General features: G+C 51.5%; 16 protein-coding genes. 7 read left to right on the forward strand and 9 right to left on the reverse strand.

Annotated features, from left to right (window positions below):
- Nucleotides 1–131: 131 nt before the first annotated feature.
- From JW883_08190 to JW883_08225, 8 genes are all read right to left on the reverse strand, one after another.
- The gene (locus JW883_08190; protein MBN1842243.1) at nt 132–704 is read right to left on the reverse strand and encodes a response regulator; all 573 of its coding nucleotides are present in this window, start codon (nt 702–704) and stop codon (nt 132–134) included.
- 7 nt (nt 705–711) lie between these two features.
- Nucleotides 712–1,554, reverse strand: a complete 843-nt coding sequence (locus tag JW883_08195; GenBank protein MBN1842244.1) for a protein-glutamate O-methyltransferase CheR — start codon at nt 1,552–1,554, stop codon at nt 712–714.
- A gap of 17 nt (nt 1,555–1,571) precedes the next feature.
- Nucleotides 1,572–2,690, reverse strand: coding sequence for a chemotaxis response regulator protein-glutamate methylesterase (locus JW883_08200; protein MBN1842245.1), 1,119 nt, complete (start codon nt 2,688–2,690; stop codon nt 1,572–1,574).
- Nucleotides 2,691–2,696: 6 nt separating this feature from the next.
- Nucleotides 2,697–3,155, reverse strand: a complete 459-nt coding sequence (locus tag JW883_08205; GenBank protein MBN1842246.1) for a purine-binding chemotaxis protein CheW — start codon at nt 3,153–3,155, stop codon at nt 2,697–2,699.
- 163 nt (nt 3,156–3,318) lie between these two features.
- Nucleotides 3,319–6,579, reverse strand: a complete 3,261-nt coding sequence (locus JW883_08210; protein ID MBN1842247.1) for a chemotaxis protein CheW — start codon at nt 6,577–6,579, stop codon at nt 3,319–3,321.
- A 179-nt stretch (nt 6,580–6,758) separates the two neighbouring features.
- Nucleotides 6,759–7,070, reverse strand: coding sequence for an STAS domain-containing protein (locus JW883_08215; GenBank protein MBN1842248.1), 312 nt, complete (start codon nt 7,068–7,070; stop codon nt 6,759–6,761).
- Nucleotides 7,071–7,333: 263 nt separating this feature from the next.
- On the reverse strand, nt 7,334–7,792 hold the full coding sequence (locus JW883_08220; protein ID MBN1842249.1) for an ATP-binding protein: 459 nt from the start codon (nt 7,790–7,792) through the stop codon (nt 7,334–7,336).
- Nucleotides 7,793–8,045: 253 nt separating this feature from the next.
- Nucleotides 8,046–9,167, reverse strand: coding sequence for a response regulator (locus JW883_08225; GenBank protein MBN1842250.1), 1,122 nt, complete (start codon nt 9,165–9,167; stop codon nt 8,046–8,048).
- A gap of 136 nt (nt 9,168–9,303) precedes the next feature.
- Between JW883_08225 and JW883_08230 the strand changes: the two genes are divergently transcribed.
- From JW883_08230 to JW883_08255, 6 genes are all read left to right on the forward strand, one after another.
- Nucleotides 9,304–9,534: a 4Fe-4S binding protein gene (locus JW883_08230; GenBank protein MBN1842251.1), complete on the forward strand. Its 231-nt coding sequence runs from the start codon at nt 9,304–9,306 to the stop codon at nt 9,532–9,534.
- Entirely contained in the window at nt 9,527–10,600 is a 1,074-nt protein-coding gene (locus tag JW883_08235; protein ID MBN1842252.1) for a 3-methyl-2-oxobutanoate dehydrogenase subunit VorB, read from the forward strand. The genes JW883_08230 and JW883_08235 overlap by 8 nt, the downstream gene beginning before the upstream one ends.
- A 77-nt stretch (nt 10,601–10,677) precedes the next feature.
- Nucleotides 10,678–11,469, forward strand: a complete 792-nt coding sequence (locus JW883_08240; protein MBN1842253.1) for a 2-oxoglutarate oxidoreductase — start codon at nt 10,678–10,680, stop codon at nt 11,467–11,469.
- Nucleotides 11,470–11,561: 92 nt separating this feature from the next.
- Nucleotides 11,562–12,110 carry a 2-oxoacid:acceptor oxidoreductase family protein gene (locus tag JW883_08245; GenBank protein MBN1842254.1) on the forward strand — a complete coding sequence of 183 codons (549 nt, stop codon included), beginning with the start codon at nt 11,562–11,564 and terminating at the stop codon, nt 12,108–12,110.
- Between the two features lie 2 nt (nt 12,111–12,112).
- Nucleotides 12,113–12,535: a hypothetical protein gene (locus tag JW883_08250; protein ID MBN1842255.1), complete on the forward strand. Its 423-nt coding sequence runs from the start codon at nt 12,113–12,115 to the stop codon at nt 12,533–12,535.
- 252 nt (nt 12,536–12,787) lie between these two features.
- A complete protein-coding gene (locus JW883_08255) occupies nt 12,788–13,132 on the forward strand; it encodes a hypothetical protein (GenBank protein MBN1842256.1) in 345 nt (114 codons plus the stop codon).
- Here JW883_08255 and JW883_08260 read toward each other — a convergent pair whose 3' ends face one another.
- On the reverse strand, nt 13,133–13,846 hold the full coding sequence (locus JW883_08260) for an N-acyl homoserine lactonase family protein (GenBank protein ID MBN1842257.1): 714 nt from the start codon (nt 13,844–13,846) through the stop codon (nt 13,133–13,135).
- Nucleotides 13,847–13,946: 100 nt separating this feature from the next.
- Between JW883_08260 and priA the strand changes: the two genes are divergently transcribed.
- Nucleotides 13,947–16,400 carry a primosomal protein N' gene (gene priA / locus JW883_08265; GenBank protein ID MBN1842258.1) on the forward strand — a complete coding sequence of 818 codons (2,454 nt, stop codon included), beginning with the start codon at nt 13,947–13,949 and terminating at the stop codon, nt 16,398–16,400.
- Nucleotides 16,401–16,421 lie beyond the last annotated feature (21 nt).

The raw sequence follows: 16,421 nt of genomic DNA on the forward strand, positions 1-16,421 counted from the left end.
AACGGCTACGAAGGCCGGGAAGTAGCCTTGGCTACGAGCTCTCCGTCCGCCTGCGGGCCGAAGCCTATGGCGGAGAGCCCGAAGGCTAAGGCCCGCAGGCGGACCAGCAGGAGCTACCTGACAATACCTGCTCAAATGTTGGGAGACAACATCTCCAGAGACATCGTGACACGCTGCTGGGTATCCACGCTCTGATCGGCCAGTGTCTTTTTGACCTCTGAACACATGCGCTGCAGATCAGCAACCATCATCTCCAGGTCCTGTATGGTCTGACCGGCAGTCTTTTCTGTCACGTCCATGGCTTCGCGCAAGTTGGAGGCATCTTTTATCGCGGACTTAAGCGTGCTGAGCCTTTCCAGCCGGAGCGTCAGCTCTTCAAAATTTACTGGCTTCTTAAGATAATCGCCTGCCCCCTTTTTCATGGCTTCAACCGCAGTCTCTACCGTGGCATAGGCTGTCATGACAATGACTTCTGTCTGATTGTATTTCCCCTTAACCTCTTCCAGAACGCCAATGCCGTCCACATCTCCTGGCATGCTCAGATCGGTAATAACCAGATCAAAAAAGCGGTCAGAAACGATGTCAACCGCCTGATGACCATCCTCCACGGTCATGACCTCGTGCCCGGCCTTATTCAGCATCTTCTGCAACACCAGAAGCGTCCCCGGATCATCCTCCACCACGAGTATCTTCAAGTTTTCCATGACGCCGTCACTCCTTTACCTGATAAAAAATTGACCTCAAATGCCTCTTTGGTTCAAACCTTTTGGAGATGCCGGTCAGGGATTCAGTAGATCCGATAATCAAAGACCCCCCCGAATCAAGCATGTCGGCTATTCTGTCAAAAAACTTCTTCCGGTCTTCCAGGCCGAAGTATATGCCCACATTTCTGCAGAATATGACATCAAATTTTCCAAGCGCGGCAAAAGGGAGCATTAGATTAAGCTTTTTGAAATTGGCCATGGCTCGCATATCATCCTTAATCTTCCAGGTATTCCCATTGGGAGTGAAATACTTCTCCAGTTTGTCTCGTGCCAGTCCCCTTTCTATCTCAAACTTATTGTATGCACCGTAACTGGCCCGGGCCACGGCTGCATCGGATATATCCGTGCCGAGCAATTTGATGTTGTATTTCTTCAGATCAGACAAGAGTTCTTTCAGCACAATAGCAATACTGTAAACCTCCTGTCCAGTCGAGCATGCCGCGCTCCAGATGCGGATAGATGTGGGCAAGAGAGAGGAAGATTTGGCGCTTCGCATGTCAATGAGTTCCGGCAGGATTTTGTGTTGAAGTAGTTCAAAGGGTCTGCTATCGCGAAAAAACTGGGTCTCATTGGTAGATATGGCCTCAATGATCTTCTCTTTAATAGATTTTGTAGCGTCCAATATGGCTTTTTGATGCAGTTCAGCATATGAGGAACAGCCCACTTCTTCAGCAACAGGCCCGAGCCTTGTCTCAATCAGATACGCCTTGCTCTGATCGAGATGAATCCCGGACACGTCCTTCACGTACTTGGCAATAGTCTTCATTTCATCTGGAGTTGTTTTTTGCATTGGTTTCCTCAACAAGACTAATGCCTAATCGTCTTGACAATCTCCCCTGCAATCCTGTCAAGTGGAGCAACTAGATCCACAACTCCGGCATCAATTGCCTCCTTGGGCATTCCGTAAACAACGCAGGAAGCTTCATCTTGCGCGATGACGGTGGCGCCGTTTCGTTTCATCAGTTTGAGACCAAGCGTGCCATCTGAGCCCATCCCGGTCATAATCACTCCTGTAGCTCTTCCCACGTAGTGATGAGCCACTGACCTGAAAAGATAATCCACAGACGGCTTGCAACTGTTCTCAGGAGGATCATCGGTTATTCTGATAATTCTGGTCTTTCCATCTGCTCCAGCCATGACCTTCATCTGTTTGCCGCCAGGAGCAATGAGAGCTGTATTGGGCTGAATCGGCTCTCCGTCACTCGCCTCCCTGATCTCTATAGAGCACTTGGAGTTAAGACTCTTGGCTAGAAACTGTGTAAAGACAGCTGGCATATGTTGGACGATCAAAAACGGCACGTTCAGGTCGCCGGGAAGTTTTGGAAACATTTGCGCTAGAGCATTTGGACCGCCCGTGGAAATGCCGATTGACACAATCTCAGACTTTCCTCGCCTCTGACCCGCAATTGCCTTCAAGGCTTGAGCCACGCCAGTGGACCCTGATGCTCGTTTCTTTTCTCCCCCGGTTCCTGCAAGGTGAGGCCTGTCTCCCAGTATGCTCTTTATCTCTCTGCGACGGGCAAATGCTCTCAGCATGGGATCAATCGCGTTCTTTACCGCTTCCTTGCTCTCTTTCATGCTGCTGGTTTCCGGCTTGGGGATGAAGTCAAAGGCCCCGAGTTCAAGCGCCTTCATAGTCATCTCTCCGCCCTGCTGGGTGAGCGTGCTGAGCATGATGGCGCCCACATCGGGCGCCTCTTTCTTCATATGGGCCAGGACTTCAAGGCCATTCATTTCCGGCATTTCTATATCAAGAGTCAGAAGATCTGGTTTCAACAAAGCAATCTTTGCCACGGCTATCTTGCCGTTGTGGGCCACGCCCACTACCTGCACATCAGGCAATTCAGCCAGCACATCGCTTACGACCTTGCGGTACACTACGGTGTCGTCAACTACGAGTACTCTGAGAAGTTTGTCATTTGTCATTAGTCGCTAAGCCTCCTCCTTGAGCACCTCCTCCACGTCAAGGATACCGATCAGGCTGTTCTCGGTCTTGTATACCCCCTTAAAGAACTTTCCCTGAACACCGCCTATGTTGGCCGGAGGCTGTTCCACCTTTTGCCAGTCGGCCTGCACCACGTCGCTTAGTCGCGGCACCAGCAGGCCAATGTACTCACCCCCTGAATTCACAATAATGTTCCGGCAATCAGCGCTCAGGTCAGTTGAAGAAAGGCCGATTTTTTTCCCAAGGTCAATGATGGTCACGATCTGGCCTCGCAGGTTCAGGATACCCATGACGCATTCCGGCGATTGCGGCACTTTCGTCATCTCCGTGTGTTTGTTGATCTCCTGAACGTTGACTATGTCCATGCCACACAGCGCATCTCCCACATAAAAGGTTGCAAGTTCCACAACACCTTCATTCGTCTTGCTTTCTGCTGATTGTTCCATAGATTCGTACCTCCGTTTCGTTGGTTGAGCCGGTTTAGCCCGTCCGCCGGTTACTCCGTTGCCCGTTTGAACTTACTATTTTAGGCATTCTAGTATACAAGGCATTTATCGGTAGATAACCCGGCAACCGCTCACCAATTGAGCAATGACGAGTGAGCAATGACTAATGACTCAACCTGTTCTGAATACTCTCCATCAAGTTCTCCCTGTCCAGCTTGATCTGATAATCATCAATGCCGACTTCTTTTCCTTTTGCTATATCTCCTTTACCTGCCAGAGTGGTAAGGGCTATAACCTGCAAATGGGAGAAGCGCTCATCTCCTTTTATTTTCTTGGTTAGCTCAAAACCATTCATGTTTGGCATTTCTATGTCAGTGACTACGAGAGAGATCTCGTCCGCATGTTCCTCAAGAAGATCCCAGGCGACAATCCCGTCCTCTGCATCAATGACATTGTAACCACTGTCTTCAATAAAACCCTTGACCTGGTTGCGGAAAAAGTTGGAATCTTCGGCAATCAGGACGGTGAGAGCCCCGCCGTCTGATGTCTGAACAGCGTCTTGCTCAGTAAACCAATCCGGGTTTAAGGCCTCGACTAGGCCGTACATGTCTATCATTTGCGTGGTGTGTTCACCGATAACGGCAGAACCCATGATGCCCGGTTGTTTCAGGGTGGCGCCGTCGACTTCGATTGTTACATCCATTGCGTCTACTGGGCCTATGGCCAGGAGACCAATTTCTTTCCCCGCGATCACGACAACGATGACAAGCAGATCTTCTTTTTCCGCCAGAGGCTTAACTTGAGCCACCTGATCAATGCTGATCAAAGGAAGACTTCCGCCACGGTATTTCATCACCCTTTTTCCACCCACTTCTTCCACATCTTTTGCCTTGACCTTTTCAATGCGCTCCACCTGGCTCAGAGTGACGGCGAATTGTTCGTCCTCAGCGCTCCTGAACACCAGCAGGGACTGCATGTCTTTCTTGGCCGTGACGGCTTCAGCGGTTTCCTTGGCCACTTCAGCGGCCCTGTCAGTGCCTTCCAGGGAAGTCAGGCCCGCCATGTGGGCAAGATTGCCCACATCGAGTATCAGGGCCACACGACCGTCACCCATAATGGTGGCGCCTGCATATCCCTTGCAGCGCTTGAAGTGACGACCCAGGGGTTTCACCACGATCTCTTCAGAGTCGTGCAACTTGTCAACAACAAGCCCGTACTTTAAGGCTCCGGTAGTAACCACGACAATATTTACAGCGCTGTCCGCATGAAAGCGCCTGTCACGTTTCTCTCGCCGATCATTTTCAGTTGTCAGTTGTCGGCCTTCAGCCTTTAGCCTTGAGCCTTCAGCCTCTGGCTTTGAGCTTTCAGCCTCAATCGGACTCTCCTTTGATCTCCTGTCAGCTATGCGTTCTCGTCTCTCCGGCTTTTTTTCTCCGGCTTCCGGATCGATATACGTCTGTTCTATTCCCAGAACATCATTCAGACTGATTAGGGGGAGCAATTGCCCGCGCAACCTTACGACTGCTGCATCTCCTACTTTCTCTATACGTTCCTTGATTTGACCTGCCGGAATCCGAAGCAGTTCATCCATGTTCACCTGTGGGATTGCATAGTGGTCTCCTCCTGTGGTAATTATCTGACTCGGAATAATTGCCAGTGTCAGGGGAAGCTTTATACGGACCCTTGTGCCCTTGCCCAGTTCGGACTCTATGTCCACCACGCCGCCCAACTTGTCCAGGTTCGTCTTGACTACATCCATCCCAACGCCCCGGCCGGAGACGTCCGTGACCTCCTTGGCCGTGGAAAACCCGGGAAGAAATATCAGGTTCACCTTTTCTTTGTCAGACATGGTTCTTGCCTGATCTTCTGTGATCAAGCCTTTGGCCATGGCCGTGGCGGCCAGCATATTGCCGTCCAGGCCCTTTCCATCATCGATTATCTCAATATTTACTTGCCCCGCCTCATGAAAGGCTTTCAAGTGGATTGTCCCTGTTGCCTCTTTGCCGGCTTTAAGCCTCTCATCAGGGATGTCTATGCCGTGATCGGCCGAATTTCGGACCAGGTGCGTAAGTGGATCACTGATTGCCTCAATGATGGTTTTATCCAGTTCGACCTCTGATCCGTCAATGACCAGTTCCACTTGCTTGCCCAGATTTCTGGCCAGGTCTCTCACCACGCGCTGAAATTTACTGAATACGTTTCCTATGGGCTGCATCCGAGTCAGCATGATGGCTTCCTGGAGTTCAGAGGTAATGAGATCCAGGCGCTGGCCCCCCAGTTGAATCGTGCGAAAGTCCTTTGACTCAATGGCCTGAAGGAGCTGGTTTCTGCCCAGGACGAGCTCTCCGGCAAGATTCATGAGAGAGTCCAGCAGACTTACGTGAACCCTGAGGCTGGTATCGGTGACGGTTGGTCCCGCTTTAGAGGGATCGGCCCGTTGGCCGGTTGAGGCGGTTCCTACTGTCTGCTCAATCGGCTTGATCTCAGCTTCTTTTGGAGAAATCTCTTCTGCCGCGCGTTGCAATTCATCTTCTTCAGGCATTTCAGCCTCTGTTTCAGGTTCTATCCTGGCGCCAGCTTTCTCTACTGCCTCAACCTCGGCCTCTTTATGAACAACCTCTTCCTGAGGAGATGCCTGATCGATGAGCCGTGTGGTCAGGTCTTCACCAAGTTCATAGATGTGGTCTCCCTCGATCTCAAAGAGGGCATTGACCACGGTCGGATCCAGTATGGTGGCAAACAGGATGAGGAAGGGAAGACGATTCGACAGTTCTCCACCCTCAAGGGAGCCAACGCCTTCTATATCGACCTTGCTTTCCAGGATAATGCCGGATTTCTCCACGTCCTTTAAGACCTCCAGGGGGTTTTTGCCCTTGTTGTGCACATCATGAATCAGGTCGCAGTCCACCAGGTAGATAAATTTTCCCCCTTCCCTGGCATTGGAAATGTCGTATTCGGCCACAGAAAAAACGGTCTTTCCGCCAGGAAAAGAGATATCGAGCATTTTGGAAATACTCTCTTTACTCTCATCAGGCAGAGAGCCTTCGGCCAGACTTATCAGCGCTTCAATGTGCTCTGTTACATCTATGTCATTGCTTGTGGTGACATTGGATATGAGATTTCTCAGGGCATCAGAGGCGAGCAGGAGGATGTTGACTATCTCCGGATTTGGAACCATCTCCCGGCTGCGGATCATGCCAAGGACATTTTCCATCTTGTGGGAAAGCTCCTTGATATTAGTCAGGCCCATGAAGCCTGCCCCTCCTTTGATGGAATGGGCGGCGCGGAAGACCTTGTTGACCAGATCCTCGTCTATGTCAGCCCCGCTCTCTTCAATAGCCAAGAGGTCATTCTCAATGTCCGCAAGATGTTCCTGAGACTCTTCCATATACATCTGCATGGTTTCGTCCATTTCAATCGTCATGATTTTCCTCCTGAATTACTTGTCGTTTGTCACTTGTCATTGATCTAGCCCCGCCGCTGCAGCATATAGCCGGTTCGCCCGTTTCAAGCTGTAATTTTAGACAAGGCATTTCTTGTCGCCCAGCAATAACGCGGACACGGACACGCCCCACGGCCACGATACTCATTGACCTTTTCCCGTTACCCAGCCACCGGGCTCACTTCAAAATGCTGATCCAGCCGCATGGTTTTGAAAAGCTTGTAGATATCTTCTGAGACATTGGTGACCGACATCTTTCCGCCTGCCTTGCTCACGGAATTATGGGTGGCCACAAGCAGGCCAATGCCTACTGAGTCGACCATCTCAACACCCATAAGGTCTATGACCAGTTCTTTGACACCACCGTGAACGATTTTGAGCAGTTTGTCTCTGAACCCCTCTGCCATTGAGGCGACGATGTCTTCTTCTGGTTTAACGACCTCCTGTTGAGTCTTTTTTTTAGCTTTTGCCATTGATCCCTCCCATTCTTAGTTTTTGGCTCGTATTGTCAGGTTGCGAGCGAAACGAGTTACCTGACTCAGCCGGGATACAACTTCTTCGTTCGTTCGATTAGTCATTGTACGGCAATATATATGCCAATAAGCTAGTAAGACCGTTTGAACATTGTTTTTTACCTGTCTTTTTAGGTTGTTATCACCGAAAAACGGCGTGTGGGAAATCATAACAAAAATGGCAACCGGGGCATGCTGTAGGCACGTAGCGCAAGCCTGTCATTTTATTGACGGCAGACACTCATTTCTTGACAATGCGCGACCCTAGGGAGCAATCTTTTCCTCATAACGAGTCTGTTCCCTTTGTCGTTGAATTTCACATCCGCACAGTACTCTTTCATGATACCCAGTCCCCGGCCGCAATCAGAGTTCGGATCAGGGCTTTCTGCCAGGCATCCTCGCCAGTCGAAACCCTCTCCTTCATCTTCGATTTCCATAATGAGGCTGCCGTCCTCCAGTCGCAGCGCGCAGGAAACGATTTTTCGGCCATCACCGCCGCTTCCGTGAATTACCGCGTTGACCAGCGCCTCCCTCATGACCAGAAAAACGTCAAAAGTGTGTTCTTCAACATCCATTCTACGGACGAACCTTTTCATCTCCTCGGCTACCCTATCAATATTTTCCAGCGTCGCGGAAAAGCGGAACTCGATTCCGTCCGGATTACGAGAAGTGTTGAAAGTCATTTGTTAATCCGTTGGCCCGTTGAGCCGGTAGGCAGTAGGGAGTGGGCCGTAAGCAGTTTTCTCACTTTCTGAAACGCAGATTATATGGATTACACTGATTACGCAGACCCGCCTGCCGGACGGGCAAGTTACAGACCTGCCCACTTTCCCAGCTGCTCACTCTTTCACTTTCCCACATTCCCACCTCACAACTCACAACTCGCGACTGCTCAACCGGCTGACGGGCACAACGGGCCAACCGGCCAACCTGAAGTTACACCTCAACCCCCAGCAACACCACGTCGTCCTCAGGCTTGTCTGTGTTCCCCAGCATCAGGCTGACCAGTCTTTCAGCGGATTCGTCGATGGGAACGTCCTTCACGGCGACGCATCTTTCCAGCAATTCCGGCAGGGCTCCGGACCACACTTTCTTTTCCCCGGGCCTCTCAATGAGACCGTCCGTGTAGAAGAAAAACCTGTCACCGTCACTGACCTCGATATCCTGCTTTCCATAAAAAACGTTCGTGAAAGCGCCCAGAACGTCGCCGTCCATTTCTATAAATCTTGGCTCTGCGTCTTTCGGAAGATAAACAACGGGTAGATGCCCTGCGTTTACAATCGACATCAGCTTCACCTTCCGGTTCAACTTGCCGTAACATGCCGTCAGGTACTTGCCGTCGGATAGTATTTCCACCAGCACTTTGTTTATCATCACCATGCTCTCTACCGGTTTGTATATGGGCGTGCAGTTTTGTCTCAAGAGGCCCTTTACGGCGGCGGTGATGTAACTCGTGGCTATATCGTGCCCTGAAACATCTGCCACAAAATATGCGAATATCTCATCTGAAATCGGCATGACATCATAGAAGTCCCCCCCGGCCTCCAGCAAGGGCAGATAATAAACGCCAAAACAGGCCTCCGGAAGGTCTTCCGGCACCACCAGCATGGAGGCTTGGGCATCCTGGATCTGCCTTAGTTTTTCTGCCTGACTTGCAATCAGAGAGTTGGTGGCAAGAGACAGCTTTAAGTGGAGTCGCACCCTGGCAAGCATTTCCTGGCCGTGAAACGGCTTAGTTATGTAATCAACGGCTCCCAGATCAAAACCCTTAAGCTTGCTTTCTATCTCATCTCTTCCTGTCAGAAAAATGACCGGAATCGATGCGCTTCCATCGTTCTTCTTGAGCTGTGCGATGACTTCAAATCCGTCTTCTCCGGGCATCATGACGTCAAGCATGATAAGATCAGGCTGAATTTCAAGGGCAAGTTCCCGGCCCTGGGGGCCGTCACTAGCCGTGATGACCCGGTAGCCCTCCCCACGGAGGGCGATTTCCAGCAATTTGAGGCTCACCGGCTCGTCGTCAACAACAAGTATAGTTACGTCTTGTCTCGTTTCCATAAGGTTAAAAAGAGGGCAAGATCTGTGCCAGTAATGAAGCGTCACGTCAAAACAACTCCACAAATTTTCTTGACAAAGGAAAAAGCCAGGGATAAATAGAATTTTTTGACACAAAAGACTGACTGGGGATTTGCTTTTGAAGAAGAAGGGCTTCATAAGAATCAATCGGGACCTGTGCAAGGGGTGTGGGCTATGTATTGAGGCGTGCCCCAAAGGGACCATCATTATGAGCGAAAAGCTTAACATCAAGGGCTATCGCCCCGCTGAGTACACGGAAAACGAAAACAGCAAAAATCGCAAGTGTACCGGGTGTGCCCTGTGTGCCATAGTATGCCCTGATGTCGCCATTGAGGTGTTCCGTGGGTAAAAAGAGACTAATGCGTGGCAGCCATGTGATTGCAGAGGCGGCAACCCTGGCCGGGTGCCGTTTCTATGCGGGCTATCCCATCACGCCACAGAATGAGCTGCCTGAATACCTTTCCGGCCGTTTTGCCAAACTGGAAGGCGCCACCTTCATTCAGGCGGAAAGCGAACTGGCGGCAATCAACATGGTGATGGGAGCAAGCATGACCGGGGTGCGGACAATGACATCGTCTTCCAGTCCGGGGATCAGCCTGAAACAGGAAGGCATCTCGTACATGGCAGGCATGGAGCTTCCGGCCGTCGTGGCCAACGTCATGCGGGGAGGGCCGGGGCTCGGAAATATCGCCCCATCCCAGCAGGACTATTTTCAAGCCACAAGAGGGGGCGGGCATGGAGATTATCGAACCATCGTCCTTGCCCCTCATTCGGGGCAGGAGCTGGTCACCCTGACTATGAAAGCCTTTGATCTGGCCGACACTTATCGAACGCCCGTTATCCTGCTGGGCGATGGTCTCATGGGCCAGATGATGGAGCCGGTAACATTTCCCGAGCCCATCGACCCGTCCGCCCTTCCCAAAAAGGAGTGGACCCTTGACGGCGCCATGGAGCGGGACAGCCACCTGATTTGCTCGTTGCGCCTGGACCCGTTCAGGATGGAACAACACAACTGGAAACTTGCCAGGAAATATGCGGCCATTTGCGAACGTGAAACAAAGCATGAATCATATCTTCTTGACGATGCTCTCGTGGCCGTTGTGGCCTTTGGCACGGCCGCCCGCATTGCAAAAGGGGCTGTCAACCGCGTGCGTAAAAAGGGTTTGAAGGCAGGCCTTTTTCGACCCATCACACTCTGGCCATTTCCTGAAAAGGAGCTCAAGGCATTGACCCGTTCGGTTAAGCATATCCTGGTGTTTGAAATGAACTCCGGTCAGATGGTTGAAGACGTGAGGCTCAGTGTCGGAGAGAAGGCCACTGTTCATTTTCACGGCAGGCCAGGGGGAATCATATCCACCCCCCACGAGATCGCAGATGCAATAACCAGGCTTGTGTATAGGCATGAGCTCTGTTAAGGAATTCGCCGAATATTTGCCACGAATTTGAAAACACAATGACTAATAACTCAGTTGGGTGAAACGGTTGCGGCATGATAAAGCAGGTATTCAAAAGACCGGATGCGTTAAAGGATAACATCTTTCACTACTGTCCGGGTTGCGGCCACAGCGTTATCCACCGGCTCGTGGCTGAGGTGATTGACGAACTCGGGATTCGCGGCAAGACCGTGGGGGTTCCACCGGCTGGATGTGCCGTGCTGGCATATAATTATCTTGACGTTGACATGGGAGAGGCCCCGCACGGCCGGGCTGTTGCCGTGGCCACGGGAATCAAACGTTGCCGGCCCGATCTCGTAGTGTTCACTTATCAGGGAGATGGCGATATTGCCGCCATCGGCACCGCTGAAACAGTGCATGCGGCCAACAGGGGAGAACGTCTGACCGTTATTTTTGTAAACAATGGCTGCTACGGCATGACAGGCGGGCAGATGGCCCCGACCACCCTCCTGGGGCAAATCACCACCACGACACCAGGAGGGAGGATACAGCTCAGAGACGGATTCCCCGTGGACCTGAGCCAGATGCTGGCTGTGGCTGGTGGCAGTGTCTACATTGAAAGGACTGCGGTCACATCGCCAAAAAACATAATCAAGACAAAGAAGGCCATCAAAAAGGCGTTTAAGGCGCAAATGGATAATCTTGGCTTTTCCATGGTTGAGATACTCTCAGCATGTCCCACTAACTGGAAGCTCTCGCCTGTGGACTCATGCAAACGAATTGAGGAAGAAGTTGTAAAACACTATCCCCTCATGGTAATCAAGGATACGACCGGGACGCACAGTGGAGCAGATGAAGGGGCTTATCGCCGCAACATGGACAAGAGATAGACGATATGACATAACTCTTTGTATCCAAGCTATGTTTCGTATGCAAAAAGGAAGAGCTTGTTCTGAAAAACCGTGAGGGACTCTCGTACACAATGAGTATAAACAAGACCATATTTTCCGGCTTTGGAGGACAAGGGGTCCTGATGATGGGATATGTTCTGGCCACGGCCGGGATGCAAGAAGACAAGCATGTAACCTATCTCCCGTCTTACGGGGCAGAAGTCCGTGGCGGAACGGCCAACTGCACCATCACCGTAAGCGATGATCCCATTGCCTCCCCGGTTGCATCTTTTCCGAATTTTGCCGTACTGATGAACACACCCTCTCTGATGAGATTTGAAGGAAAGGTCATAACAGGTGGTACGGTCTTCTTGAACAGTGACATGGTGGAACTCAGGCCAAAGCGTGGCGACGTGAAAGTGGTAGCCATACCGGTTAACACCATTGCCGAGAGGTTAGGCAATGCCCGCGGCGCCAATATGGTGATGATCGGCGCCCTGGTCCAGAAGACCGGTCTGGTTTCTCTCGACTCAGTGATCAAGAGCATTGAAGAGATCTTCGCAACAAAAGGGGCAAAGGTCCACGAGATGAACACCCTTGCGATAAAGGAAGGCGCAGCATTTGTTGAGGAGCAATCATAATTATGACCATAAAAGAAGTTGTCATTAAAGTCGAGAACAGGCCGGGCGAGTTTGCTCGCATTGTGGGCCATCTCTACGAAAATGATGTGAAGGTTTCCGCCTTTTGGGTGGGCACTGAAAACGAAAAAGCGACCCTGCGATTTGTCACTAGTGATCCGGATTCAGCCCTTTCAGTCTTGACAGGGCTCGGCTTCAAACCCACAACATCGCATGCGATTGCCGCCCAAGTCCCGGATCACCCGGGTGGACTCAACACCCTTCTAATGATACTCCGCTCTGCAGAAATCAATATTCTTCACATTTATCCATGCCTGGAAACCCAGGATCCCATCTTGATCCTGGAGGTTGACAACACCGAGGCGGCCGTCAAGGCCTTGAAAAGCAACTGGATCAATCTTTATGATGAGCGGCTGTATTATATGTAAAAAAATGCATAACATTCCTAAATTTAAAGGCAACATTCATGATTCACCAATTTCCAAGACCCAGATTTGATGAAATCGTAAAAAGTCTCAGATTTAGGAATTGCGAATTTAGGGATTTAGGATTCTAGTTCGCTTTAGGCATTTTAGCTCATTTTAGGCACCTTAGGCATTTCTACACGACATGTTGCAACCTGCCCTTTGCCGGAACAGAACGACTTTCACAACAAACGGATTAAGCAAGATCCTCCTGCCATGAAAATCCAATCATACCGCTTTGGGTACATCGAGATCGACGGCAACGTGTACCGGAACGACGTCAAGCTCATTGGCAATAAGGTCGTGCCGGATTGGTGGCGTTCAAGGGGTCACCTTGTAGAGCTGAAGGACGCAAAGGACCTCCTGGCCGCGGACGCTCAGATCTGCATATTCGGCACAGGGGCTTACGGCGCTATGCGGGTATCAGGGGCGGTGAAGTCTGCTTTTGAAAGCCGTGGCGTCATGGTGCTGGTGGAAAAAACCGAATGGGCCTGCAACTCTTATAATCAACTGACAAAAGAGGGCAAGAAGGTTGTTGCCGGCTTTCACTTGAGCTGCTGACTAAGGGATACTCTTCATCCGGCCTATGGAAAGATCATGAAGGGGGATGAGGATATCGGCCATCTCCTTGATCTTCTGGGCGCTGTCGTAAGCCTCAATGGCATTGATGTGCACGCCAGATGCAATGGCGGGTCCGGTGTCAGGGAAATTCTTGTCATTGCAGCAAAACCCGGTGATAATGGCCTTGCCTTTTGACGTGTTTATGGCCACGGATTGCCCGCCAACCGTGTGTCCCGGGCTAAGAATCACGTCGATCCCCTCAAGGATATTCACATCCCCTTCCACCTCTACGACATCCACCCCGTCAAGAACATCCGGGTAATACCTGTGATCAATGGGATGAGGATTCTTGAAAAACTCCATTTCTGCCTTCTGCACATAGACCCTGGCATTAGGGCATTTGTAGTCGTTTTCGCAGTGATCATTATGAAGGTGGGTATGAATAATCACGTCGATATCTTCGGGTTTAAGCTCCACCGTGGCAAGGGCCTCCTCAAATTCGAGAATATCAAAACCATAGGTCTTCCCCAAGTCATCGGGCACTACGAACTGCTCGAGCCCGCTGTCCACCAGGATGTTCTTCTCCCCACCCTTAAGATAAAAGACATAGATGGGAATCCAGATCCTTTTTCCGTAATCATGAAGATAGGTCATGATACCCTGATCCGTCTCATTGGCCCCTACCACTAGAGGGCAAATAACATATTCTTGCATTGAAAACCTCCCTGTCACATCTTTTCAACCTTTTGCCAAAGCCGCCTCTTTCTGATATGAAATTCCCCATCTCAAATCAAGGAAAAAAAGGAATTGAGCGTTGGTTGCCCTTGAAAAACCATACGTCGAAGTGGCCGTAGCTCTTCCTGTCTCCAGGACCTTTACTTATGAACTGCCGGAACCGCTTTGGTCCTTGAGCCTGGTGGGAAAGCGCGTGCTAGTGCCTTTCAGGACCCGTAATGTCACGGGCTACGTCCTCGACCGCCTTGAGTCAACCGGCCGGGAAGGCGTGAAGAAGATCATAGACATCCTGGATGACGCGCCCCTGTTTCCAGCCTCCATGATCCGTTTTTTTCGCTGGATAGCGGATTACTATCTCTATCCCGTCGGAGAGGTAATAAGAGGGGCTCTGCCCGGCGGCCTGAACGTCACCCAGGTGCAAACCGTAAGCATTACAAATGAAGGTCGTTCTGTGCTCGCGGGGCAGTCGCTGACAACCTTTGATCGCGCCATACTCCAAGAACTTGAGAGACGCGGGCATCTCAGCATACGAACGCTGTCAAAGGCCGTTAATGAAAAAATTAGTCCAAGGACGTTCGGCAGCCTTGAGCGATCAGGCTGGATCATCAGGCAATACAAACTGAAGCCCGGCAGGGTCCGGCCAAAGAAGGAGATCTATGTGGCTGCGGTAGAGGGAAGGCCGTCGTCTGCCTCGCTTTCTGAAGTGAGGAAGAAAATCCTCACTATTGTTGAAGGCCGGGGCGAAATATCTTTAAGGGCATTAACATCCAAGATCTCATCGGCCGGACGACTGGCGAGAAAGATGGCTGAAGAAGGGTTCCTCCACGTGGGGGAACGGAGTGTCTACCGTGATCCCTTTGGCGAGCCCGTTGAAGCAGACCCAAGCCCCCCGGTGCTCACGGATGAGCAGGGAAAAGTCGTCGCCACGGTCATGGATGTGCTCGGAAGGGGTTTTCAGACATACCTCCTTCACGGCATCACCGGAAGCGGCAAGACTGAGGTCTACATGCGGGCTGTGGCAGGCGCCCTGGACAGAGGTCTCCAGGCGGTCGTGCTTGTCCCGGAGATCGCACTGATCTCCCAAACCGAACGCCTCTTTCGCGCCCGCTTTGGAGATTGTGTTGCCTTGTTGCACAGCGCCTTGAGCGAAGGCGAGCGCTTCGACCAGTGGATGCGGATCATGCGCAAGGAAGCAAAGGTTGCGATCGGCGCCCGCTCGGCAATCTTTGCCCCCTTTGACCGGCTGGGCCTGATCATCGTGGATGAGGAACACGACGACTCGTACAAGTCCGCCTCAGGCGGACCGCGGTACCATGCGAGGGACCTGGCCGTAGTCCGTGCCAAGCTTGAAGGCGCTGTGGCCCTGCTCGGATCCGCGACACCTTCCCTTCAGTCCTATCACAACGTGCGCACAAAGAAATTCCGCGACCTTAATCTCTCGACGCGCATCGAAAACCGGACGCTGCCGGAAGTCAAAATCGTGGATATGCGCGAGACAAAAGGATACCGCCGCTCAAAGCCTTTTATGACCGAAGAACTCCAGGAAGCCATTTGCGAGACCCTGGACCGTGGAGAACAGGTCGTCCTGTTTCTTAACCGCCGCGGCTTTGCCAACTGCCCTACCTGTGCCTCTTGCGGGGAGCCCCTGCGGTGCAAGAACTGTGATGTCACCATGACGCTCCATCAGGAGGCCAATGCCTTCAGGTGCCACTACTGCGGCTACAGTTGCGCCCGAACAGTCGGATGCCGGGCCTGCGGAAACCCCAAGCTCAAGCTCCTTGGCCTTGGCACGGAAAGGGTGGAGGACAAGGTCAAGACGATCTTTCCGGAAGCCAGGGTTGCCCGAATGGACCGGGACACCACGGCCCGCAAAGGGGCCCTGATAAAGATCTTGAAAGATCTAAAACAAGGCGCCATCGATATCCTCATTGGGACCCAAATGGTGGCCAAGGGGCATCACTATCCGAATATTACTCTGGTGGGAATCATATGCGCAGACCTGTCTTTGAACTTTCCGGATTTCCGGGCAGGAGAGCGAACATTTCAACTCCTGGCACAAGTGGCAGGCCGGGCGGGAAGAGGCAAAAGCCCCGGCCGCGTGATCCTGCAAACATTCAATCCCGAACACTTCTGCATCATTGCAGCAAGAGCTCAGGACTATACGGCCTTTTACAAACACGAAATAGGCTTCCGAAAAGAGCTCCGGTATCCCCCTTATTCTCGCCTTGTACAGATCCTCTTAGTTGGCAAGGACGGGGGCCAAACAGCCCGGTACGCTCAGAGCCTGGGAAAAATCTGTAGGAGCCTGCAATCAAAAAACAGGGCATTTCAAAGGGAAGTAGAACTCCTTGGGCCTGTTCCCGCCCCTTTGGCCAGAATTAAAAAGCAATACCGGTGGCAGCTATTACTTAAAGGAATGAAGGTGAGACCTTTACACGAATTGATAAAGGCTCTCAGGAACACGACGGAACAGGAACTCCGCAAGGCCGGCATAAGAATGGTTATCGATGTTGACCCGGTGGATATGTTGTGAGTAAAGCCTTTTTCGTTGACG

The organism is Deltaproteobacteria bacterium (genome assembly GCA_016930875.1).
Classification (GTDB): Bacteria; Desulfobacterota; Desulfobacteria; order Desulfobacterales.